The sequence below is a fragment of the Sphingomonas sp. JC676 genome (assembly GCF_014489075.1).
In the GTDB taxonomy this organism is placed as follows: Bacteria; Pseudomonadota; Alphaproteobacteria; order Sphingomonadales; family Sphingomonadaceae; genus Sphingomonas.
In genome coordinates, this window is sequence record NZ_JACTGR010000002.1 from 19,705 (window position 1) to 42,250 (window position 22,546).

Here is a 22,546-nt window from a genome sequence, read left to right on the forward strand (position 1 = left end):
GCGGGTCAGCAGCCACTCAAATCTATGAACAAATGGAGAAACTAGTCATGTCGAGGCTTGCAATCATCGGTACAATCGAGGTCGTGCCGGGCACGAGAGAGCGGCTTTTGACCGCGCTGGCGGCGCACAAGGCGCGTTGCCTGGCCAATGAGCCCGGGACGCTGCAGTTCGAGATCCTTGCCCCGCGCGAGGAGGAAGCACGCGTGCTGCTCTACGAGGTCTATCAGGACGATGATGCATTCGAGGTGCATCGAAACGGACCGTCCATCGCGCGATTTCGAGAAGAGACCGCGAGAATGGTCGAAGGCCTTCATGTGACGAAGTGCACGTTCGTGCCCTAACCACGAAAGGGCCGCCCAAGGTTGGGGACAATAGCGTCCGATGTCGTTTGGCCGCCCGAGTGCTCAACACGCCTTAGTCGAGGGATCGGAAACGTATCGCCGTCCCGCCGCCGGCCGCCAACGCCAGGGTCAGCGTGTCTGCCCGCGTCACGATACGCTTTTCGATCCGATAGGCAGTCGGGTTGGTCCGATAGTCCGCGCCTGGGGCGTCCGCGTAGATCTGCGCCTCATAGCGCTTGCCTGGCGCCAGGAAATCGAGCGGCTGCGAGAGGGTCCGCATGTTCTCGTCGGTGATCGCGCCCAGATACCATTCGCCGGCCCCTCCGCGCTGCTGCCGGGCAACCACGACGAAATCGCCGATCTCGGCCTGGAGCGTGCGCGACGTCTCCCAGTCGGTCGGCACATCGCGGATGAACTGGAAGGCGTCCGGACGCACGTCGTAATTCTCGGGCAAATCGGCTGCCATCTGCACCGGCGAATAGAGCACGACATATTCGGCCAGCTGCGTCGCGAGCGTCGATTGGACGCGTAGCGTCACGTCGGTCTGGCCGTGCGCAAGGTCGAAGATTCCCGGCGTGAAATCCATCGGTCCGCCCAGCATGCGTGTGAACGGAAGGATCGCGAGATGCTCGGGCGGATTGGTGGGTATGCCCCAGGCGTTGAACTCCTGACCCCGCGCGCCCTCGCGACTGATCATGTTCGGCCAGGTGCGCCGCAGGCCGGTGTCCTTCACCGGCTCGTGCGCGTCGATCGCGATGCGGTATTTCGCGGCAACCTGCGCGACCTTCAGATTGTGGCGGACCATGTATTGGCCGGCAAACCATTGCAGGCCGCCATCCGCATCGACGATGTCGCCACTATGGTGGACATAACCGGTCTTGACCACATGGACGCCAAGCTTGGCATAGAACGCCATCGCGTCCTCGAGTTGCGCCTCGTAATTGACGACCGCGCCGCCGGTCTCGTTATGCCCGATCAGCGCGACGCTCTTGCTCTTGGCATAGGCGGAGAGCCCGGGGGCGTCGAAATCGGGATAGGATTTGGTGAAGCTGAACTTGTCGCCATTGGCGATCCAGTCGCCGTCCCAGCCCTGGTTCCAGCCTTCGACCAGCACTCCGTCGAAGCCGTTCTTGGCGGCGAAATCGATGTACCGCTTCACATTCTCGGTGTTCGCGCCGTGCCGATAACCGCTGCCCCAGGTCGAATGCTTGAGATGCATTTCCCACCACACGCCGACATATTTACCGGGCTTGAAATAGCTGACATCGCCCAGCTTGTTGGGCTCGTTGAGATTGAGCTCGATCCGGCTGTCGGCAAGCGCGCCGGGCGTGTCGCCGATCAGCACCGTCCGCCACGGCGTGGTGAACGACCCGGTCTTGCGTGCAGCGACCCCGTCCGGCCACGGCATCAGCGACGCGGTCAGCGTGCCCGTGCCGTTACCCGCGAGCAGCATGCTCGGGAAATCGACCAGGGCCGCCTCGTGGAACGACAGATACAGACCGTTCGCGCCCTTCAGCGTCAGCGGCGTCTCCGCCAGCGTGATCCGGCGGGCATCGGTCTGGGTATAGAGATACTCGTCGCGCTCCTGGCCGAGCGCCTGATACCACCAGGCCTGGTAGGATCCGACCGGGCGGAACTGGGTGCGATCCGCGGTCACCTTCACCGCCTGCCCTGCCGGTATGCTCGCATAGCCATAGCGGAATCCGATGCCGTCATCGAATATCCGGAAGGTCACGTCGACATGGGCGTTGAGCGATGTGTCGCCCGTCAGCGTGACTATCAGCTCGTTGTGCCGATCGCGGATGACGCGCTGTTCGCCCCAGGGCTGCTCCCAGCTCGTGTCGACCGAGCTCCGGCGCGGATTGCCGATGGCGCTGAAGCGCGCGCTCTGTTCGCCGTCGAAGCTCAGCCCGAGTTCCGCCGGTGCCAGTATCTCGGTCCCCCGCCGCATGACCGAATAGAGCGCCCTGCCGCCCTCCACGTCGACACACACCTCCAGGACATTTCCCGGCGACTTGGCGCATTCGCGTGCTTGGGCGACGGCCGTGCTCGACAGGAGAGCCGCAAGGGAGAGAGCGAGAGGGCGGAACATGGAGAGTCCTTTGCTTCGGAGTTTGGTCGGCAGGCGGCGGGGCACGGTCACGGTCCGCGCGCCAACCTGATTCGCAATTGCTGCTTGAGTGCTGCACGATCGCGCGACGCCATCCTGCCGAGCGGCCCGCGCAACATCGCCGGCAAATGATCGGTGCGGTCGCCTTCGCTCTGGAAGACATAGGCGGCGAACATCGCGCGCCAATATTCGCGCTCGGGCGCCGGAAGGTCCTTCAGCGCCAGCAGCGCGGCGAGGAAGATATCGTGCGGATTCTCCAGCCCGTCGGGCTGCGCGCCCCACCAGTAATTGACCATCGCGTTATAGGGCGCCGCGGAGGTGACGTGATGCCACCAGTAACGCGGCATGACGATCGCATCGCCCGGCTCGAGATGCGCGACCCGGGCGGCGGCGAGCGCGGCGGCGAAGCGCGGAAAGTGCGCGAGATCGGGCGCCTCCGGATCGACCAGCGACAGCGGCGGTGGATTGTCCGGCGGGCCGATATAGAGATTGCCGACCTGATCGGGCGGAAACAGCACGAAACGCCGCTGGCCCGCGATCACCACCGCCAGGTTGTGGTCGCGGTCATTGTGGATCTGCGTCTTGACCGGCCCGCCGAGCCAGAGCCGCGGCGTCGTGTCGCCCGGCACTAGCGGCATCGGGTTTTCCGGCGCGAAGCCGGGCAGTTGTGCAAGTGGCAGCATCTGGATCGCCACGACCGGCGCCTCGGCCCGGCCGGCAAGCGCGGCAATCCGGTCGAGCGTCTCGCCCAATGGTCTTTGCCGCTTGGTGAAGCTGAACTCGCTCAGATCGGGTCCATAGCCGAAGTGCCCAAGCGCAGCGGCCGGCGCTTCCATTACAGGTACGGAAACACCCTCGCCCATCGCCCGCAAATAGGTGTTGAGCACATCGGGCGAGCGGCGCCCGGCCGCCACCGATGGCCACAGGGCGGCGAGCCCCTGGACGACGGCCGGCTGGCCCTGTTCGACCAATTCGGCCAGCGCTTCGGGCGTCGAGACACTGCGCTCCGCAATACGCGGCAGATCATCGAGCATTGTCATCGTGGTGCGGCCGGCCGCAGACCGGCGAGATACTGGTCATGGTTGGGTTGAGCGAGCACCTTGTCCTTGATGAAACCCAGCATGCGGCGGAATTCGGTATGCATGAGCTCCGGCGCGACCGGGTCGATCTCGGGAATCCAGCTGTTGGAGATCAGCCCGTGACCCAGGAACAGCGCGTGCCAGCTGTCGTTCGGAAAACTCTCATCCTCGAGCACCGCGATCTGGCCACGTGCCGCAAAGGTATCGATCTTGTGCGCCAGTGTGACGGGGCAGCAGCAGGCGCGCGCCTTGTCCCAGAAGTCGCCGGCATAGCGGGCCAGCCGGTAGTGCGCCGCCTGGAAATCGCAGAGCCGGTCCAGCAGCCGCGCCATCGCCTCGTTATAGTCGCGGCGCTCGGCGGCGAAGTCGGCGGTGGCGGGAAAGCGCGACAGCAAATGGACCAGGCTCAGCTGGACGCCAAGCATCTCGATGCCGTGCAGCGGATCGAAACGCGCGGACGCTGGCCCAATTGCCACGCAGTTCGCTACCCAAGGTGCCCCGTGTCGCCCCGGATCCGAGGCCAAAAGCGAGACTTCAGCGGGCACGAAGCCACAGAGCGAGGGCAGCCCGTCAAACACCTTCTCCTCGGCTGCTTCGGTCGAAAAGGCAGCGACAAGGTGCGTCTGCTCCTGGCTGGGATGGAGGCTCGCCCAGCCCCAGTCGGTCGCGACGACCTGGCCATAAGCCGGAATGCTGCGCATCCGAGGACCCCGCGCGCGCAACACGCGATCGGCGGGAACGATATCGCGCCAGCTCAACCACTCGGTCCCCGGCATGTGGCCGATCAGCAGCCCCAGATCGCTGGCATCGACGAAAAAGTCTCCCGCGACCCGCAAGCCGTCGTCCAGCCCCACGGCCGCGATCGCGCCATTGTCATGCTTCTCGACAACTAGGCCGGCAGTTTCGTGCACAATCGTGCCGTCCTGCTTCACCAGCGCGCGGAGGCTCCGCGCATAAGCGGCCGCGGGCAGGTGATAGCCATAGTCGGTCCGGCCGAAGATCTCGGTATCCGCATCGGGAAGCAACATGCGGCCATTGAGCGCCGCCGCTTGTGTCAGGCTGAAATCGCCGAACGCCGCCGCGAGGCCATGACGCCGCGCCTTGAGCCAGTAGGCAAGGAATTCCTTCCCCTCGACCGGCGCGCCATGCGAACCATAAGCGTGGAAGAACGGCGGCTGCATGCCCGCACCATCGATAAATCGCTGCCCTAGCGAAAAGCTGCCGCGCGTCGCCCTGAGCAAATTGGTCTCGGAGATGCGCAGGATGTTGTGCAGCGCTTCGAGGGCCGGCTGGGTGACATAGACGTGCGAGGCGTCGATCGTCGATGGCAGCGAGACGACCTCTACCGTGACGCCCGCGGGCGCAAGCGCCGCGCGGATCACGCTGGCCGCAAGCCAGAGCGGCGCGTCCTGGCCGACCAGGACGACGCGCGAGACCGGCCCGCTCACGCCGGCACCCGATCGAGTACGCAATAGGAATCGATGAAGTCCGCGTGCGAGGTCATCGCGCTGACGTTCAGCGCAATCCGGTTCGCGAAATAGCCGAGCCGTTCCTCGATATCGTCCAGTTCGAGCGCATCGGCGAGCCGGTCATAGGCGCGAGGCTCGACGCCCTGGCCGATCAGCACCGAGAGCCAGCTGTCGCGCGCGAACAGGCCGAACCGGTAATCGGGCGCCGCGCCTCGTGCCTCGAACAGGGCGATCTTGTGCTGCAGGCTGTCGGGCAGCGCCATGGTGCGAACATGATCCCATAGTGGCTCACCCAGGCGCCGATTGGCGGTGTAGTGCAGCACCAGGAAATCGCGGACGCGATCATATTGCATCTCGAACAGCCGGTTGAACTCGGCCGCGAGACGGGGATCCGCGCGGTCGCCCCCGCGCTTCGGCATCAGCGTGATCAGATCGTGCACGCCCGCCTGGATCAGGAAGATGCTGGTCGATTCGAGCGGCTCGAGAAACCCGCTCGCCAGCCCGATCGCGACGCAGTTGCCGCGCCAGCCCTGCAGCCGGCGCCCCGCCCTGAAGCGCAGCAGCCGCGGCTCGGCGATCGGCGCGCCGTCCAGCGCGGCGAGCAGCGTCTCACGCGCGCGGTCCTCGTCGGTGAACCGGCTGGAGAAGACATAGCCGTTGCCGGTCCGGTGCTGGAGCGGAATACGCCAGGTCCAGCCGGCCTCGCGCGCGGTGGCGCGGGTGAAGGGCGTGAAGTCCTCGGCGCGTTCGCTCGGTACCGCCAGCGCGCGATCGCAAGGCAACCATTCGCTCCAGTCCTGCCAGCCGACCTCCATCGTCTGGCCGACGAGCAGCGCGCGAAAGCCCGAGCAATCGACGAACAGATTGCCCGCGATCGCCTGCCCCGATTGCAATGTTAGCGCGGTGACGTCGCCACTTTGGGGCGCGCGCGCCACGCTCTGCACCATGCCTTCGATCCGCGTCACGCCGCGTTCGATCGCCCAGCGGCGCAGGAACTCGGCATAGAGCCCGGCGTCGAAATGATAGGCATACGAAAAGGTCGAGCGGATCGAACCGGGGTCTTCGTTGGGAAATTCGAAGACGCGCGCGCGCGCCGCCATGACCGCGAAGGAATAGGCCTCGATCGGCTTGACCGCCCTGCCCGCCTGGCGCGCCCGCAGCCAGTGGTGCTGGAACTGCACGCCGCCCCAGGGCTCTCCGAACGCGCCGAAGGGATGGATATAGCTGTCGCCGGGCCGGTCCCAGTCGCGGAACTCGATGCCGAGTTTGAAGGTCGCGCGCGTCTCCGCCATGAAGCGCGCCTCGTCGATGCCGAGCCCGTCGTTGAAGATCTTGATATGCGGCAGCGTGGCCTCGCCGACGCCCACCGTGCCGATCTCGTCGGATTCGATCAGGGTGATCTGATAGTCGCGCGGGTCCAGGTGCCGGACGAGCCCGGCGGCGCACATCCAGCCGGCGGTCCCGCCGCCCAGGATGACGATCTTCAGGGGGTCGTTTGCTTCGCTCTCAGTTGGCATGGCCGACTGCTCCTCGGCACCCAAAAAGGGCGCGCCGCCACGAAGGGATCGCGGCGGCGCGAGGGAGGGTAGTCAGAATTTCGCGCGCACTCCGAACTGGAAGCGGCGGTCAACCCGGCTCCAGGCGGAGTCCTGGAACACCGGCTTGGCATTCGGTGTCGCCGGCGAGTCCCCGAAGATCTGCTGCTGGTAGACGCTCTTGGTGTTGAGCAGGTTCGAAGCGTCGACGGACAGTTCGACGAAGCGGTTGACCGAGAAGCGGAGCGACCCGTCCAGATATCCCGCCGCCTTCTGGAACACCGGCAGCCCGATGCAGCAGTCGAGATTCTGGGTCAGGTACCGCGAGCGCCAATTATAGGCGAGGCGAAAGCCGACCGGGCCCTTTTCGTAGAGCATGACCGCGTTGAACGTGTGATCGGAGATGCCCGCCAGGCGATGCGAGTCGATCACGTTTCCGGTTCCGCCCAGCGCCGGCTGGCCGATGCCTACCGCGCCGACATCGCCGCTCGACGAGGCGTTGATCAGGTTGGAATTGTTGATCCCGGACTGGTGGACATAGGTGTAGTTGAGCTGCGTGCCCAAACCGCTCAGCAGCCCCGGCAGGAAGTCGAAGAACGACTGGTACGCCGCCTCGAAACCCACCAACTCGCCGCCGTCGTCCGCATTGTGCGGCCCGAGCAGCTGGATCGTCTGGGTCGAGCCGTTATTGGTGAAGGTGCGGTTGAACTGGCCGAAGCTGATGCTGTTGTTGAGCTTCTTGTAGAAACCGCTCAACGTGAACGAGCTGCTGCGGCCCATATAACGCTCGAACGACAGGTCGAACTGGTCGGCCGTCACCGGTTTCAGACCGGCATTGCCGGCATTGGCTGCGAAAATGAAATTGTATCCGACGACGTTCGCGGCGGTGTGTGCCGCGTTCGGCGAGTTATAGACGATATAGGGCGAGTCCGGCCCTGTGTTGGACAGGAACGAGTTGATCGCGACGGTGTTGCGCAGATAGCCGAAATCGGGACGCGACAGCGCCCGCGAATATGCGAAGCGGATGAAGTTCTTGTCATCCAGCCCGAACCGGACGTTGAAGCTCGGCAACCAGTCGGTCGTCGAGGCCTTGTAGGTGTTGGCCGTGGCGCTGCCGTTCGCGAACCCCAGGATGGCGGGCGTCAGATAGCAGCTTGGATTGACGATGTTGTTGCCGGTCAGTGGCGTGCCGCACGCCGGCAGGTTGTTGAAGACGCTGGCCGCGGGGAAGGCGACGCTGCCGTCGCTAATCTCGCGCGTCTTGACTACGCGCACGCCAACATTGCCGACCACGTTGACGCCGCCGATCATCTTGTCGTCCCCGCCGAAGCGCAGCATCGCATAGGCCGCCTCGGTCTTCTCGCGGACCTCCATAACCTCGCCCGGCGTGAAGCAATCGTCGACGGTCGCCTCGGCTCGGTCGCAGATCGCGGAATAGCCCGGCAGCAGCGGCGAATTGGTCTTGGCGGCGCTGAGCGAATTGATCAGCCGGCCGAAATCCTTCAGCGTGTCGCGGTTGAGGAAGACGAGCGAGCCGTTGTTGTAGACGTTGCCGTCGTACAGGCCACTCATGTCGTAGGATTCCCAGATCCCCGCGCCATAGCCGGTGAACGGTGCGTGTCCGGCATTGCCGCCGCAATTGCCGGTGTTGGTCGGATACGCTCCGCCGGTAGTGTTATCGATGTTGAAGCCCGGCCCGTTGCAGTTCCAGTTCGCCGCGATCGGGGACCAGTTGAAGGTCGAGTAGCGCACCTTCTGATGGCGATCGGCATAGCGGACGCCGACCTTCAGCGAGTCCAGCCAGCCGCCTTCGCCGAATTCATATTCCATGTCGCCGCGCAGCGCGACCTCGTCGGCATTATTGTCCTCGACATGGCCCTGGATGAACGGGAGCCAGTAATTGTGCGGATTGGCGAGGCCGCCCGTCGCATAGTTCACGTTCGAACCCGGCAGCAGCTTGATCTGCGGCGTCCCGTCGCCGTTCACGCTGTACTGGTAATTCGCCATCGATCCGGTGGCGACCAGAATATCGTTATTATAGGTCGAGGCCTCGATATATTGGCCGTCGAGATTGACGTGCAGTCGGTCGCTCACGTCCCACTTGATGTTGCCCGAAAAGTCGCGCGTGCCTTCCCGGTGGGCGAAATTGCGCGCCTCGTTCTGCAGGTAGAGGCCATCGCGGAGCGTCGAGCAGACCGACGGTGCGGCGCAATTGTTGACGAAGGGGATGCCAGGGACCGCCGAGCCGGCGTTGATCGCCGCCTGCACGCTTTCCCAGGTGCCGCTGAAGCTGCCATGCGGCTGGGTCAGCGTGCCCGACTGGAGCATGCCGTCCGCCCCGAACACCAGCGGCCCCGTACCGTCTGCCGGCCCGATGTTCGATGAGGTGCGCGGGTTGAATGCCGGCGTATTGAAATAGGTGCCCTCGATGATCGCGTGGCTCGCCCGCTCGAACCAGCCGTTGCGATAGTGCGAATCGACATATTGCACGGTCGCGCGAAGGGTGCCGCTGTTGTTCTCATACTGGCCAGCAACCGCGATGCCGCGGCGCTTGCGGTCGTAGTCGACCTCGGAATAGCGGATGCCGTCCGGAATCAGCGCGAAATTGGTGCCGCCGAACGGATTGGCCGTGCAGCCGATCGCGCCGCCCGAGGTGACGTTGCCCGCGGCCGGCGTGCCGAAGCCCGCGGTGCAATAGGTGTCGATCTTGTCCATGATCACGCTCTCGGTACGCGTGATCACATGGCTCTGGGCATAGTCCGCCAGCAGACCGAAACGGCCGATCGGCGTCTCCCAGGTGTTGCTGATCAGCGCCGAGAATTCGGGCGTCCAGCGCTCCGAGCGATCGCCATAATTATATTTGAAGTTGCCGGTGACCAGCAGGCCCTTCTGATCGAACGGCAGGCGCGTGCGCAGGTTGACAGTGCCGGCGATGCCGCCCTCGATCATCTCCGCGGTCTGGTTCTTATAGGCATCGACGCCGGCCAGCAGTTCGGGCGAGACGTCGTTGAACTGGAGTCCGCGCGCCGAATCCGCCGAGAAGCTGTCGCGGCCGTTGAATTCGGTCCGGACCTGAGGGAGGCCGCGGATCAGCACGCCGGTTGGCTCGCCCGAGGGGTGGGTGCTGTCGTCCGCGGATTGGAGGCGATTGACCGTGATGCCCGGCACGCGGGCCAGCGCTTCGGCTGCCGATTTGTCCGGGAAGGCGCCGATATCGGTCGCGGTGATCGAATCGACGAAGGTGTCGGCGTTCTTCTTGATGTTCTGCGAGGTGTCGAGCGCAGCACGGACGCCAACGACGACGATCGCCTGGCCGTCGTCGGTCGCGTCTTCGCCCGCCTGGGCGCTTGCGCTCGATGCCTGTTGTGCCTGTGACGGCGTATCGGCGGTCTGCGCGTGTGCCGCCGAGGCGAAGCCCATCGCCGCCAGTGCGCAAAGCGAAACGCCGCAATTCAATGCGCGAAATCGACGACTCGAGTCGAGGTCTCTCATGCCTTCCTCCCCTTTTGTGCTCCGCTTTTGCGGAGGCGTTATGGGCGCGCGGTATCACCGGCGCTGCAATCTTTGCGTAAAATTGCGTATTTTTGCATTGCTTGCAAGTGGGATTCTTTGGGTAGCGCTACCAGTTTCCCGCACATTCCCCTCCTATGAGGGGGTTTCATTCGCGAAATTGGAGATTCCTCAGCATTGCCGGCGGGTAGATTTAATGCAATATTGCATTAAATCTCTTGGCTACGGCGTCCCGATGGAATGGTGAGCGCGAGGCAAGCGCCGACGATAAGCGCGGCAGCGCCGACGATCAGCGCGCCTTCGGCATGGCCGTCGAACGGCACGCGCACGACGAACCCCATGGTCGATGCCGCGACCAGCTGGGGCAGGACGATGAAGATGTTATGGATGCCCATATAGACGCCCATCTTCCGCGCGGGCACGCCGTCCGACAGCATCGCATAGGGCAGCGAGAGGATCGCCGCCCAGGCGATGCCGATGCCAAGCGCTGGCAGCCACAGATCGTGCGCCTGATGCATCGTGGCGAAGCCCAGCATGCCGAGCGCGCCACAAGCGAGACAGATGGCATGGCAGGCACGCCGGCCGATGTGCCGCGCGACGAACGGCAGGAGCAGGGCTGCGACGGCGGCGACCGCGTTATACTCGGCGAACAACATGCCGACCCAATCCGCGCTTTCGCCATAAGCGGGCGAGGCCGGATCGACCGTGCCGAAATCGAGCGCGGCAACGGCCGGAATCGCGTACACCCAGAGCGCGAACATTCCGAACCAGGTGAAGAACTGGACGATCGCCAGGCGCTTCAGCACCAGCGGCATGTGGAGGATATCCTCGACGATGACGATCATGCCGATCGAGGCGCGGCCGCTACGGCGCAGCAGCACCGCGCCGAACTGGAGCACGCCGAAAATGGCAGCGATTCCTGCAACCAGATAGAGCTCGCGGGCGGATCCCAAGAAAGCGGTGACCCCGGCAAGCGCCAGCCCGCCCGCGGTCCAGGCAATTCCACTGAACACCAGTGCCGCGGCGCCGCTCGCGCTGGGCACCTCGGGATGGGGCACTTCTTCCGGGCCGGGTGCGAGTTGCTCTGGCGGCCGCTCGCGCGTCGTCGCCACCGACCAGCCTACCGTCGCCAGCAGCACGACGGCGCCGATCACATAGGCGGCGCCGACCGATTCCGCATGCGCGCCCGGCGATTGCCCGCCCAGGCCGAACCAGTTGGTCAGCATCCAGGGCAGCGCCGAGGCGAACACCGCCCCTGCCCCGATGAAGAACACCTGCAAGGCATAGGCCGAAGTGCGCCGCGGCTCGGGCAGCGTATCGGCGACAAGCGCGCGGAACGGCTCCATCGCGATGTTGATCGCGGCGGTGAGCAGCCACAGCATCAGGCTTGCCGACCAGAGAGTCGTCGCGACCGGCATCGCAACCAGTGCCAGTGCGGTGAGCAGCGCGCCCGCCACGATATAGGGCCGGCGGCGGCCCAGCGGACCCCAGGTACGGTCGCTCAGATGCCCGATGACCGGCTGGACGAGCAGCCCGGTGATCGGCGCCGCGATCCACAGCAGCGCCAGTTCGTCGACATTGGCGCCGAGCGTCTGAAAGATGCGGCTGGTGTTGACGTTCTGCAGGCCCCAGACGACCTGCACGCCGAACAGCCCGAGGCACATATTCCAGAGCTGCCAGGCCGGTGGACGGAGCGACGGATCGGAGCCGAAACGCCCCGCGCCGGACGATCGCCGCTTGATCGCTTGCAAAGGGCCCCTCTCAATGCGCTAATGGGCCGTATTCGGCATCGCCGACAGCTTGGGTCCAATGGGCAGCAATAGCAATAACAATACCACCCTGCAGGATCTGGCACGACTGGCGGGCGTGTCGGCATCGACGGTGTCGCGCGCACTCAACGATCATCCGCTGATCAGCACGCGGACCAAGCAGCGGATCTGGGCGCTCGCGCGCGATCACGACTATCCGTTCAAGCCGACCATGCCGACTGGCCCGATCGGCGCCGTCGGATCGATCGCGATCGTCACCCCGGTGATGCGCGGCCGCCCTCTCCCGCTGTCGCACCCCTTCTTCCTCGAGCTGCTGGCCAATATTGGCGAAGCGGCACGCGAGCGGGACTGCGACTTCACCGTCAGCCATAGCTCTCCGACCAGCTTCGACGACCTCGTTATCGCGACGACGACCAGCCGGGCGGACGGTGTGATCTTCCTCGGCCAGAGCATGCTTCACGACGAGTTCAACCAGCTGGCGGATACCGGCGCGCGCTTCGTGGTGTGGGGTGCGCATCTGCCGGGGCAGCGTTATTGCTCGATCGGATCGGACAATCTGCTCGGCGGCAGGCGTGCCACCCGGCACCTCGCGCGACTGGGCCGCAGCCGGATCATCTTCCTGGGCGGCAGCGATCCCGAAGCGATGCAGCGCCGCCGCGGCTATCTCGACGCGCTGACCGAAAGCGGCCTGGAACCCGATCCCGACCGCATCCTCACGGTCGAGTTCGAGCTCGAATCCGCCTTTGCGGCGGTAAGCGGCCTGCTTCGCCGCGGGGTGAAGTTCGACGGGATCGTCGCAACGAGCGACCTGATCGCGCTGGGCGCGATGCAGGCGCTGCGCCGCGGCGGGGTCTCCGTGCCGCAGGACGTCTCGGTAGTCGGCTATGACGATATGCTGCTGAGCCGCCTGAGCACCCCAACGCTCACGACGGTGCGCCAGGATACGTTCGAGGCCGGGCGGCTGCTCGTCTCGCGGATCATGGACAAGGACGATCATCAGGAAAGCAAGCGCTTGCCTACTGAACTTATCGTTCGTGAGTCCTGCGGGGGCTGAGGGAATACGGCACGGGATGCACTGAGATGGCGACGCCTTCGATCGAGGACCGCAAGCACGCCGCGGCCGAGGCCGCAGTGGCGGAAGTCGCGAGCGGCATGATCGTCGGTCTCGGCACCGGCACCACCGCCGCTCATGCGATCGCGGCGCTTGCGGCACGGGTGTCGGCCGGCCTCGCCGTCGACGCGGTCGCCACGTCGCACCGTACCGCCGAGGCCGCGCGTGCCGCCGGCATCCGCGTGATCGATTTCGCCAATGTCGCCGCGATCGACCTGTGCATCGACGGCGTCGACGAGATCGACCCACAGTTGCGCGCGATCAAGGGCGCCGGCGGCGCGATGCTGTGCGAGAAGATCGTCGCTTCCGCCGCCGCGCGGATGATCGCCATCGCCGACTCTTCCAAGGACGTGGCGCAACTCGGCGCCAAGCCGGTGCCTGTCGAGATATTGCCGTTCGCGCAGGCATTTCTGGAGCGGCGGATCGAACGCCTCGGAGGGGTACCGTCGCTGCGGATGGCTGCGGACGGCGCCGCCTTCCGCACCGATCAGAACAATATGGTACTCGATTGCGCCTTCGGTCCGATCGCCGATCCCGACGCGCTGGCGACGTTCCTGTCAAATTTGCCAGGCCTGCTCGGGCACGGCCTGTTCCTGCGCGAAATCGACACCATCTATCTCGGGACGGAGGTGGGTGTCACCCGGCGCGACAGGCGGTTCTAGGTTTACGTTCGAAATCCGGTGTCCGGCGGCATCCTTCCCATTGGTTCCTCGTTTGGCGCTTACAAGGATCAAGGATGACGATGATCGAAGCTCCCACCGCCGCCGCGGGCCTGCACGAAGACGGCTCCCCCACCCGCCTCGCGATCGACACTATCCGCACCCTGGCCATGGATGCCGTGCAAAAGGCGAATTCGGGCCATCCGGGCACGCCGATGGCACTCGCTCCGGTCGCCTACACGCTGTGGCATGATTTCCTGCGCTACGATCCGGAGGCGCCGGACTGGCCCAATCGGGACCGGTTCGTCCTGTCGGTCGGACATGCCTCGATGCTGCTCTATGCGGTGCTGCATCTCGCCGGGGTCCGCGAGATCGACGCGGACGGCAAGCCAACCGGCAAGCCGGCGGTGAGCCTCGACGACATCAAGGCATTCCGCCAGCTCGACTCCAAGACGCCGGGCCATCCGGAATATCGGATGACCACCGGCGTCGAGACCACCACCGGGCCCCTCGGCCAGGGCTGCGGCAATTCGGTGGGTATGGCGATCGCCGAGTGTGCGCTTGCCGCGCGCTTCAACCGCAATGGCTTCACGCTCTTCGACCATGACGTCTTTGTGCTGTGCGGCGACGGCGACATGATGGAAGGCGTCTCGTCCGAGGCGGCATCGATCGCCGGTCACCTCAAGCTCTCCAACCTGTGCTGGATCTACGACAGCAACCAGATCACGATCGAGGGATCAACTGCCCTCGCTTTCGACGAGGATGTCGGCAAACGGTTCGAGGCCTATGGCTGGAACGTCCTTCATGTCGACGACGCCAACGATACCAATGCCGTGGAGCAGGCCCTCGCAGCGTTTCGCGCCACCGACGATCGTCCGACCTTCATCCTCGTCCATTCGGTGATCGGCTGGGGTTCCCCGCGCGCCGGCAGCGAGAAGGCGCATGGCGAGGCACTGGGCGAGGACAATGTCCGCGCGACCAAGCGCGCTTATGGCTGGCCCGAGGATGCACAGTTCCTGGTGCCTGACGGCGTTCAGGAGGCTTTCACCAAGGCGGTGGCGAGCCGTGGCAAACCAGCGCGGGATGCCTGGGAAGCGCTGTTCGAGCGCTATCGCGAGGCCTTCCCGGCCGAAGCCGCCGAGCTCGACCTGCTCCGCCAGGGCAAGCTGCCCGAGGGCTGGCAGTCCGACATTCCGAGCTTCCCGCCAGACGCCAAGGGCGTGGCCTCGCGCGACGCGGGCGGCAAGGTGCTCAACGCGATCGCCCAGCATGTGCCGATGCTGATGGGCGGTGCCGCGGATCTCTCGCCCTCGACCAAGACCAACCTCACCTTCGACGGTGCCGGATCGTTCGAGCCCGGCGACTATGGCGGCCGCAACATGCATTTCGGCGTGCGCGAACATGCGATGGGAGCGATCTCCAATGGCATGGCGCTCTCATACTTGCGTCCATATTGCGCGACATTCCTCGTCTTCGCAGATTATATGCGCGCGCCGATCCGGCTGGCCGCGATCATGGAGTTGCCCGTCGTGTTCGTCTTCACCCATGACAGCATCGGCGTGGGCGAGGACGGGCCGACGCACCAGCCGATCGAGCATCTCGCTACGCTGCGGGCGATCCCCGGTCTCGACACGATTCGCCCCGGCGACGCCAACGAAGTCGCGGCGGCGTGGAGGGTCGCGTTGTCGCACACGCACGAGCCGACCGCGCTCATCCTCTCCCGCCAGGCCATCCCCACACTCGACCGCGCGAAATACGCCTCGGCCGACGGACTGGAGAAAGGCGGCTATATCCTCGCCGATGCCGAGGACGGCAATCCGGACATAATCCTGATCGGGACCGGAAGCGAACTGCCGATGGTCGTCGCTGCGCATGAAAGGCTCACCGCCGACGGCGTCCGGTCGCGGGTCGTGTCCTTGCCGAGCTGGTATCTGTTCGAGCAGCAGGACGACGCCTATCGCCAGTCGGTATTTCCTAATGCTGTGCGCGTCCGCCTCGCGGTGGAACAGGCCGGGCCGCTCGGCTGGGACCGCTATGTCGGCCCGTACGGGGCCACGATCACGATGAAGTCCTTCGGAGCCTCGGCCCCCTTGGCAGCACTACAGGACAAGTTCGGCTTCACCGTTGAGAATATCTGCGCCGTCGCGCGCACGCTTATCGAGAAGAACAAATGACCAATCGCCTGAAGCAGCTCGGCGAGGCCGGCCAGGCCGTGTGGCTCGACTTTGTCGACCGTAATTTCCTGAACGAGGGCGGCCTGCGCAAGCTCGTCGAGGAGGATGGACTGACCGGAGTCACCTCCAACCCCTCGATCTTCGAAAAGGCGATGGGCCATAGCGACGCCTATGATACCGGCTTCGCCGCCTTCCTGGGCAAAGGGGATGCCAGCGTCCAGGACCTGTATGAGAGCCAGGCCATCGCCGACATCCAGGCCGCGGCGGCCGATCTACGCCCGGTCTATGACCGGCTGGAGCGTCGCGACGGTTATGTCAGCCTCGAAGTATCCCCTTATCTCGCGGACGCGACCCAGGCGACGATCGACGAGGCCCGGCGGCTATGGGCCGCGGTCGATGTACCGAACCTGATGATCAAGGTGCCCGGGACCCATGCCGGCACCCCCGCGATCCGCACGCTGATCGAGGACGGGATCAACATCAACGTCACGTTGCTGTTCTCGCTCGCCGCCTATCAGGCGGTGGCGGGAGCCTATCTCCACGGCCTGGAGGCGCGCGTAGCGAAAGGCGAGCCGATCGACGGGATCGCGAGCGTCGCCAGCTTCTTCGTCAGCCGCATCGACGCGAAGATCGACAAGGCGATCGACGCCCGTGTCGCCGCGGGCGATGCTGATAGCGACGCGCTGAAGGCGCTGCGCGGCAAGGTCGCGATCGCCAACGCCAAGCTTGCCTATGCCTGGTACCAGGAGATGATCGCGAGCCCGCGCTGGCAGGCGCTGGCCGCCAAGGGCGCGATGCCGCAGCGGCTGCTCTGGGCATCAACCGGCGTCAAGGATCCGGCCTATCCCGACACGCTCTATATCGACTCGCTGATTGGGCCGGACACGGTCAACACGATCCCGCCCAAGACGATGGACGCGTTCCGCGACCATGGCACCGTGCACGACACGCTGACCGAGGATCTGGACGGCGCCCGCCACATCATCGCCGAGGCGAAGCGGCTCGGTCTCGGACTCGACGATGTCACCGCCGCCCTGGTCCCCGAAGGCGTCAAGCTGTTCGCCGATGCCGCCGATGCGCTGCTTGGCGCAGTGGCGGCCAAGCGCACGGCGTTCCTTGGCGACCGCGAGAATGCGATGGAGGCCACCCTCCCCGCTGCCCTAGACAAAGCGGTAGAAGCCCGTCTCGAAACCGCCCGGGCCCAGGCTTGGCCCCGCCGGCTGTGGCAGGGCGATGCGTCGCTATGGACCGGCAAGGACGAAGCCAAGTGGCTCGGCTGGCTCGCCGCCGCGCGCGGCGAACAGGTCGATCCCGAAGCACTGAAGACGCTCGCCGAACGCGCCCGGGGCCACAAGGACGCGGTTCTGCTCGGCATGGGCGGATCGAGCCTGGGGCCGGAAGTGCTCTCGCTGATCCTCGGCAATGCAGAGGGGAGCCCACGCCTCCATGTCCTCAACACCACCGACCCCGGTCAGATCGCCACCGTCGCCGCCGCGATCGACCCCAAGGAAGCGCTGTTCATCGTCTCGTCCAAATCGGGTTCGACGATGGAGCCCGAATTGCTACGCGCCTACTTCTGGGCGCTGTCGGGCAAGGATGGCAGCCGCTTCGTCGCGGTCACCGATCCCGGATCGAAGCTGGAGGCGACCGCCAAGGCGGACGGCTTTGCGATGATCTTCCCCGGCGATCCCGCAATCGGCGGCCGCTATTCGGTGCTCTCGGCGTTCGGCATGGTGCCGGCGGCGGCAATGGGCATCGACACCAGCGCCTTTTTCGAGGCGACTGCGCCGATGGTTTTCGCCTGCGGGGCCGATGTGCCACCCGCGGCCAATCCCGGCGTCCGCCTGGGCGCGATCCTGGGTGAGGCGGCGCTGTCCGGGCGCGACAAGCTCACCATCCTCCCCTCGCCCGGCCTGGCGCCATTCGGGGCGTGGCTTGAGCAATTGGTTGCCGAAAGCACCGGCAAGCAGGGCAAAGGCATCATTCCCGTCGATCTCGAGCCCGGCGGCGAAGCCGTGTCCTACGGCACCGACCGGTTGTTCGTGCATCTCCATCTCGAAGGCGACGAGGATGTTGCACTCGAAGCGAAGCTGGAGGCGCTGGTCGCGGCCGGCCAGCCGCTGGTCACCATCCGCGTCGGGAGGCCCGAGCTGATCGGCCAGGAATTCTTCCGCTGGGAGATCGCCACCGCCATCGCCGGCGCGGTGATCGGGATCGACCCGTTCGACCAGCCCGATGTCGAGGATGCCAAGATCGCGACCCGCAAGCTGGTCGATGCTTATGAGCGGACCGGTGCGCTGGAGCCCGCGACGCCGATCGTCGACACGCCCGATTTCGCGATCTTCGGACCCGGCAGCAGCGAATTCGCCGCGACCGATCCAGTCGAACTGGTGCGCCTCCACTTCGCCGAGCTCTTCCCGCCCCGCTATGCGGGCTTCCTCGCTTATATCGAGCGGAATGCCGAGAATGCCGAGGCTATCGAGGCGATGCGCGTTGCCGTTCGCGACGCGACGCAAGTCGCGACCGTCGCCGGCTTCGGCCCGCGCTTTCTCCATTCGACGGGCCAGGCCTACAAGGGCGGCCCCGCGACCGGCGATTTCCTCGTCATCACGCGCGACCCCGAACCCGACCTTGCCATTCCGGGCCACCGCGCCAGCTTCGGCACGGTGCAGCTTGCTCAGGCCCGCGGCGACATGGATGTGCTGGCGGCGCGCGGCCAGCGCGTGATGCGCGTCCATCTCCATCGCGGCGGCCGCGGCATCGCCGCGCTCGTCGAGGCCGTCCGCGCGGCCGTCCGTCCCTGAAGAAAGGAAATGCCATGCGTCTTGCGATGATCGGCCTCGGCCGGATGGGTGCCAATATCGCGCGCCGGCTGATGCTCGGCAAACACGAGATCGTCGCGTTCGATCGGGACGCCAAGGCAGTCGCCGAGCTGGCCGGAGAAGGCGCCACCGCCGCCACGTCGCTGGAGGATGTCGTCGCGAAACTCGCGGCGCCCCGCATCTTCTGGGTGATGCTGCCGGCCGGCGCCCCGACCGAGGATACCGTCAATCGCCTGATGGAGCTGACCGAACCCGGCGACATCATCATCGACGGCGGCAACACCTTCTACCGGGACGATATCCGCCGCGCCGCAGCGGCAAGGGAAAACCAGCTCCATTATGTCGATGTCGGCACCTCGGGTGGCGTCTGGGGGCTGGAACGCGGCTATTGCATGATGATCGGCGGCGACAAGGAGACGGTCGACCTACTCGATCCGATCTTCGATACGCTGGCGCCTGGCTATGGCTCGATCCCGTGCACGCCGGGGCGTAACACGCCCGGCGACCGCGCCGAACGCGGTTATATCCATGCCGGCCCCTCGGGTGCCGGCCATTTCGTCAAGATGGTCCATAACGGCATCGAATATGGCCTGATGCAGGCCTATGCCGAGGGTTTCGACATCCTGAAGGGCAAGGCATCCGAAAAGCTCCCGCCTGAGGAGCAGTTCCAGATCAACCTGCCCGATGTCGCCGAAGTCTGGCGCCGCGGCAGCGTCATCTCGTCCTGGCTGCTCGATCTCTGCGCGATTGGCCTCGTCAAGGATCCGATGCTCGAGCAATTCACCGGGCACGTCTCCGATTCCGGAGAAGGCCAGTGGACGATCGACGCGGCGATGGAAGAGGCAGTGCCAGCCTATGTGCTCTCCGCGGCATTGTTCGCGCGCTATCGCAGCCGCGTCGATCACACGTTCGGCGATAAGCTCCTCTCCGCGATGCGCTTCGGCTTCGGAGGCCATGTTGAGATGCCGCAGTGAGCGACGCGCCCCGCGCGCCTGCCGCGACCCTGGTGATCTTCGGCGCGATGGGCGATCTCGCCCGGCGCCTGCTGGTGCCGGCGCTCGTCAATCTCTCGCGCGACGGCCTGATCGACGAGGCGACGACCATCCTCGGCGTCAGCCACCACGATGCCGATGACGACGCCCTTCGTGAGGCGCTCGACGATTTCATCGAGGATCAAGACAGCTGGTCGAAGCTGCGCGACCGTGTCGCTTATCTGAAGGGCGATTTCGAGCAGGCCTCCACCTTCGCCGCCCTCGCCGAACGCGTGAAGGGCAACGCCGTCTTCTATCTGGCGACCGCGCCCAATTTCTTCGGTCCCGTGGTGGACGCACTCGCCGATGCCGGCCTGCTCGACGAGGGCGCCGGCTTCCGCCGCGTGGTGATCGAAAAGCCGTTTGGCCACGATCTCACCTCCGCCCAGGCGCTCAACGCACGCATTCTCGCTCGCGCCGAGGAACAGCAGATTTACCGGATCGATCATTTCCTCGGCAAGGAAACGGTCCAGAACATCATGGTGGCGCGCTTCGGCAACGTGATGCTCGGGGCGGTGTGGAACAATCGCTACATCGATCACGTCCAGATCACCGCGGCCGAGGCCGTCACCGTCGGCACCCGCGGCAAATTCTACGATTCCACCGGCGCGCTGCGCGACATGGTGCCGAACCATCTGTTCCAGTTACTGGCGCTGATTGGCATGGAACCGCCGAACAGCTTCGATGCCGACGCGATCCGCACCGAAAAATCCAAGGTGATTGCCGCCGCCAAGCCGGTGCCTCCCGAGGACGCAGTGCGCGGCCGCTACGAGGCGGGCACGATTGCAGGCAAGCCGGTCGCGGCCTATCTCGAAGAAGCTGAGGTCGACCCCACCGGCCGCACCGAAACCTACGCCGCGCTCAAGGTGCAGGTCGAGACCTGGCGCTGGTCGGGCGTGCCCTTCTACCTGCGCACCGGCAAGGGACTGACCGCGCGCGATACCGAGATCGTTGTCCAGTTCCGCGACGTGCCGATCGCATTGTTCCGGGGCACCAAGGCCGCCGGTTGTCCATGGGGAAACCGCCTGCGCCTCCAGCTTCAGCCGAACGAAGGGCTCAGCCTCGAATTCGTCGCCAAGGTGCCGGGACCGGTGATGGAGACCGCGCCGGTCAGCATGGACTTCCACTATGCCGATCGCTTCGCCGTCGGCCACCAGACCGGTTATGAGACGCTCCTCTACGACGTGCTGACCGGCGACCAGACTTTGTTCCAGCGCGCGGACCAGATCGAGGGCGGCTGGCGCGTGGTGCAGCCCTTGCTCGACGCGTGGCGCGCCGGCGAACCCGAAGGCTATGCCGCCGGGAGTGCCGGCCCGGCCGGTGCCGATGCGCTGATCGCGCGCGACGGCCGCTGTTGGAGCGAGCTGGCCTGATGCCCGATCCAATCCGCCTATTGGTCTCCGATATCGACGGGACCTTGGTTCGCAACGACAAGACCTTGTCGGAGGGCGTGGTCGCCGCTGCGAGGCGTGTCCGCAAGGCAGGGATCATGATGAGCCTGATCAGCGCCCGGCCGCCCTGCGGCATGCTGTGGATCGCCGAAACGCTTGGTCTGGACGGGCCGATCGGCGCATTCAACGGCGGCACCCTCGTCATGCCGGGCGGGCTGGTCCTGTCGGCCGATCATCTCGATCCCGCTGCCGCCGCTCGCGCTCTCGCGCTGCTCGACCAGCCGGGCGTGACGCCATGGCTGTTCACCAACGGCAAATGGTATGCCCGCGATCGCACCAATTCCCATCTCCCACGCGAACGACGCGCTGCCAATCTCGAGCCGATCTTCGATACGGACTTCGCAACCCTGCTCGACCGGGTCGACAAGCTGGTCGGCGTCAGCGAGGATCACGCTCTGCTCGCAATGATCGAGGGCGAGACGCGGGCTGTGCTGGGCGACGGTGCCAATGTCGCGCGCTCGCAGCCTTATTATCTCGATGTAACCGCGCCGCGCGCCAACAAGGGTGATGGCGTCACGGCGCTCGCTGCGGCGTACGGCGTGCCGCTTTCGGCGGTGGCCGTGCTCGGCGACCAGCACAACGACCTGCCGATGTTCGCGCGCGCGGCGCTGTCGGTCGCGATGGGCCAGGCGCCCGAGGCGGTCCGCGCCGCGGCGACCCATGTCGCCCGCTCGAACGAAGAAGACGGCGTCGCCGATGCCATCGCCCGCTTCATCTTGCCGGCGTTCACCGAATGAAGCACCTGATCGCATTCGACCTCGACGGGACTCTGGCCGAAAGCAAACAGCCGCTCGGCGAGCCCATGGCGGTTCTGCTCGGCCGGCTGCTGGACGTCGCGAGGGTCGCGGTGATCTCGGGTGGCGACTGGCCGCAGTTCGAGACACAGCTGGTCTCGCGCCTGCCCGCCGATGCCGATCTCACCAGGCTGTTCGTCCTGCCTACCACCGGCACCAAGCTGTTCCGGTTCGAGGGCGGCCAATGGCAACGGGTCTATGCCGACAATTTCTCACCGCAGGAAAGCGCGGCAATCCGTGCGGCGCTAGACAAGGGGTCGCACGAACAGGGCCTGACCGAAGCAAAGAGCTGGGGCGAACGCATCGAGGATCGCGGCAGCCAGATCACCTTCTCGGGTCTTGGGCAGCAGGCGCCGCTCGACGCGAAGCAGGCATGGGATCCGGATTTCGCCAAGCGCAAGCGGCTGCAGGCGGCGTTGCAGGCCCAGCTGCCGGATCTTTCGATCAATATCGGCGGTTCGACCTCGATCGATATCACCCGCAAGGGCGTCGACAAGGCCTATGGCATGCGGCGCCTTTTCGAGAGTAGCGGCATCACGCCGGACGCGACACTGTTCCTCGGCGATGCCATCTATCCGGGCGGAAACGACTATCCCGTCGCGCAGGCCGGCATCGACACGATCGCAGTGCGAGACGTTGCCGAGACAATGAGCGTGATCACTGGAATCATCGCCTGCCTGAAATAGTCCAG

General features: G+C 65.6%; 15 protein-coding genes. 9 read left to right on the forward strand and 6 right to left on the reverse strand.

Going from position 1 to position 22,546, the window contains the following annotated elements:
- Window positions 1–47: 47 nt before the first annotated feature.
- On the forward strand, window positions 48–341 hold the full coding sequence (locus IAG41_RS07140) for a putative quinol monooxygenase (protein WP_187727949.1): 294 nt from the start codon (window positions 48–50) through the stop codon (window positions 339–341).
- A gap of 73 nt (window positions 342–414) precedes the next feature.
- Here the strand turns inward: IAG41_RS07140 and IAG41_RS07145 are convergent, their stop codons facing one another.
- From IAG41_RS07145 to IAG41_RS07170, 6 genes are all read right to left on the reverse strand, one after another.
- Window positions 415–2,433 (reverse strand): glycoside hydrolase family 97 protein, encoded by a 2,019-nt coding sequence (locus IAG41_RS07145; RefSeq protein WP_187727950.1) that lies wholly within the window; start codon window positions 2,431–2,433, stop codon window positions 415–417.
- 47 nt (window positions 2,434–2,480) lie between these two features.
- Complete coding sequence (locus IAG41_RS07150; RefSeq protein ID WP_187727951.1) at window positions 2,481–3,491, reverse strand: cupin-like domain-containing protein; 1,011 nt, start codon at window positions 3,489–3,491, stop codon at window positions 2,481–2,483.
- The gene (locus tag IAG41_RS07155; RefSeq protein ID WP_187727952.1) at window positions 3,488–4,978 is read right to left on the reverse strand and encodes a tryptophan 7-halogenase; all 1,491 of its coding nucleotides are present in this window, start codon (window positions 4,976–4,978) and stop codon (window positions 3,488–3,490) included. The genes IAG41_RS07150 and IAG41_RS07155 overlap by 4 nt, the downstream gene beginning before the upstream one ends.
- Window positions 4,975–6,516: a tryptophan halogenase family protein gene (locus IAG41_RS07160; RefSeq protein WP_187727953.1), complete on the reverse strand. Its 1,542-nt coding sequence runs from the start codon at window positions 6,514–6,516 to the stop codon at window positions 4,975–4,977. The genes IAG41_RS07155 and IAG41_RS07160 overlap by 4 nt, the downstream gene beginning before the upstream one ends.
- A gap of 72 nt (window positions 6,517–6,588) precedes the next feature.
- A complete protein-coding gene (locus tag IAG41_RS07165; protein ID WP_187727954.1) occupies window positions 6,589–10,026 on the reverse strand; it encodes a TonB-dependent receptor in 3,438 nt (1,145 codons plus the stop codon).
- Between the two features lie 227 nt (window positions 10,027–10,253).
- Window positions 10,254–11,795, reverse strand: a complete 1,542-nt coding sequence (locus IAG41_RS07170) for an MFS transporter (protein ID WP_262408536.1) — start codon at window positions 11,793–11,795, stop codon at window positions 10,254–10,256.
- Window positions 11,796–11,853: 58 nt separating this feature from the next.
- Between IAG41_RS07170 and IAG41_RS07175 the strand changes: the two genes are divergently transcribed.
- From IAG41_RS07175 to IAG41_RS07210, 8 genes are all read left to right on the forward strand, one after another.
- The gene (locus IAG41_RS07175; protein WP_187727955.1) at window positions 11,854–12,867 is read left to right on the forward strand and encodes a LacI family DNA-binding transcriptional regulator; all 1,014 of its coding nucleotides are present in this window, start codon (window positions 11,854–11,856) and stop codon (window positions 12,865–12,867) included.
- A gap of 26 nt (window positions 12,868–12,893) precedes the next feature.
- Window positions 12,894–13,586 carry a ribose-5-phosphate isomerase RpiA gene (rpiA, locus tag IAG41_RS07180; protein WP_187727956.1) on the forward strand — a complete coding sequence of 231 codons (693 nt, stop codon included), beginning with the start codon at window positions 12,894–12,896 and terminating at the stop codon, window positions 13,584–13,586.
- 74 nt (window positions 13,587–13,660) lie between these two features.
- Window positions 13,661–15,757 carry a transketolase gene (gene tkt, locus IAG41_RS07185; RefSeq protein WP_410468074.1) on the forward strand — a complete coding sequence of 699 codons (2,097 nt, stop codon included), beginning with the start codon at window positions 13,661–13,663 and terminating at the stop codon, window positions 15,755–15,757.
- Entirely contained in the window at window positions 15,754–18,561 is a 2,808-nt protein-coding gene (locus IAG41_RS07190; RefSeq protein WP_187727957.1) for a bifunctional transaldolase/phosoglucose isomerase, read from the forward strand. The genes tkt and IAG41_RS07190 overlap by 4 nt, the downstream gene beginning before the upstream one ends.
- A gap of 14 nt (window positions 18,562–18,575) precedes the next feature.
- Window positions 18,576–19,553 (forward strand): phosphogluconate dehydrogenase (NAD(+)-dependent, decarboxylating), encoded by a 978-nt coding sequence (gene gnd / locus IAG41_RS07195; protein ID WP_187727958.1) that lies wholly within the window; start codon window positions 18,576–18,578, stop codon window positions 19,551–19,553.
- A complete protein-coding gene (gene zwf, locus IAG41_RS07200) occupies window positions 19,550–20,983 on the forward strand; it encodes a glucose-6-phosphate dehydrogenase (protein ID WP_187727959.1) in 1,434 nt (477 codons plus the stop codon). Before gnd ends, zwf begins: the two co-directional genes overlap by 4 nt.
- Window positions 20,983–21,798 carry a Cof-type HAD-IIB family hydrolase gene (locus IAG41_RS07205; RefSeq protein ID WP_187727960.1) on the forward strand — a complete coding sequence of 272 codons (816 nt, stop codon included), beginning with the start codon at window positions 20,983–20,985 and terminating at the stop codon, window positions 21,796–21,798. The genes zwf and IAG41_RS07205 overlap by 1 nt, the downstream gene beginning before the upstream one ends.
- Complete coding sequence (locus IAG41_RS07210; RefSeq protein ID WP_187727961.1) at window positions 21,795–22,541, forward strand: HAD-IIB family hydrolase; 747 nt, start codon at window positions 21,795–21,797, stop codon at window positions 22,539–22,541. Before IAG41_RS07205 ends, IAG41_RS07210 begins: the two co-directional genes overlap by 4 nt.
- Window positions 22,542–22,546: the final 5 nt, after the last annotated feature.

Coding starts and splice junctions, on each gene's coding strand:
- IAG41_RS07140 (WP_187727949.1), top strand. CDS start 48: ATGTCGAGGCTTGCAATCATCGGTACAATCGAGGTCGTGCCGGGCACG.
- IAG41_RS07145 (WP_187727950.1), bottom strand. CDS start 2,433: ATGTTCCGCCCTCTCGCTCTCTCCCTTGCGGCTCTCCTGTCGAGCACG.
- IAG41_RS07150 (WP_187727951.1), bottom strand. CDS start 3,491: ATGACAATGCTCGATGATCTGCCGCGTATTGCGGAGCGCAGTGTCTCG.
- IAG41_RS07160 (WP_187727953.1), bottom strand. CDS start 6,516: ATGCCAACTGAGAGCGAAGCAAACGACCCCCTGAAGATCGTCATCCTG.
- IAG41_RS07165 (WP_187727954.1), bottom strand. CDS start 10,026: ATGAGAGACCTCGACTCGAGTCGTCGATTTCGCGCATTGAATTGCGGC.
- IAG41_RS07175 (WP_187727955.1), top strand. CDS start 11,854: ATGGGCAGCAATAGCAATAACAATACCACCCTGCAGGATCTGGCACGA.
- rpiA (WP_187727956.1), top strand. CDS start 12,894: ATGGCGACGCCTTCGATCGAGGACCGCAAGCACGCCGCGGCCGAGGCC.
- tkt (WP_410468074.1), top strand. CDS start 13,661: ATGACGATGATCGAAGCTCCCACCGCCGCCGCGGGCCTGCACGAAGAC.
- IAG41_RS07190 (WP_187727957.1), top strand. CDS start 15,754: ATGACCAATCGCCTGAAGCAGCTCGGCGAGGCCGGCCAGGCCGTGTGG.
- gnd (WP_187727958.1), top strand. CDS start 18,576: ATGCGTCTTGCGATGATCGGCCTCGGCCGGATGGGTGCCAATATCGCG.
- IAG41_RS07205 (WP_187727960.1), top strand. CDS start 20,983: ATGCCCGATCCAATCCGCCTATTGGTCTCCGATATCGACGGGACCTTG.
- IAG41_RS07210 (WP_187727961.1), top strand. CDS start 21,795: ATGAAGCACCTGATCGCATTCGACCTCGACGGGACTCTGGCCGAAAGC.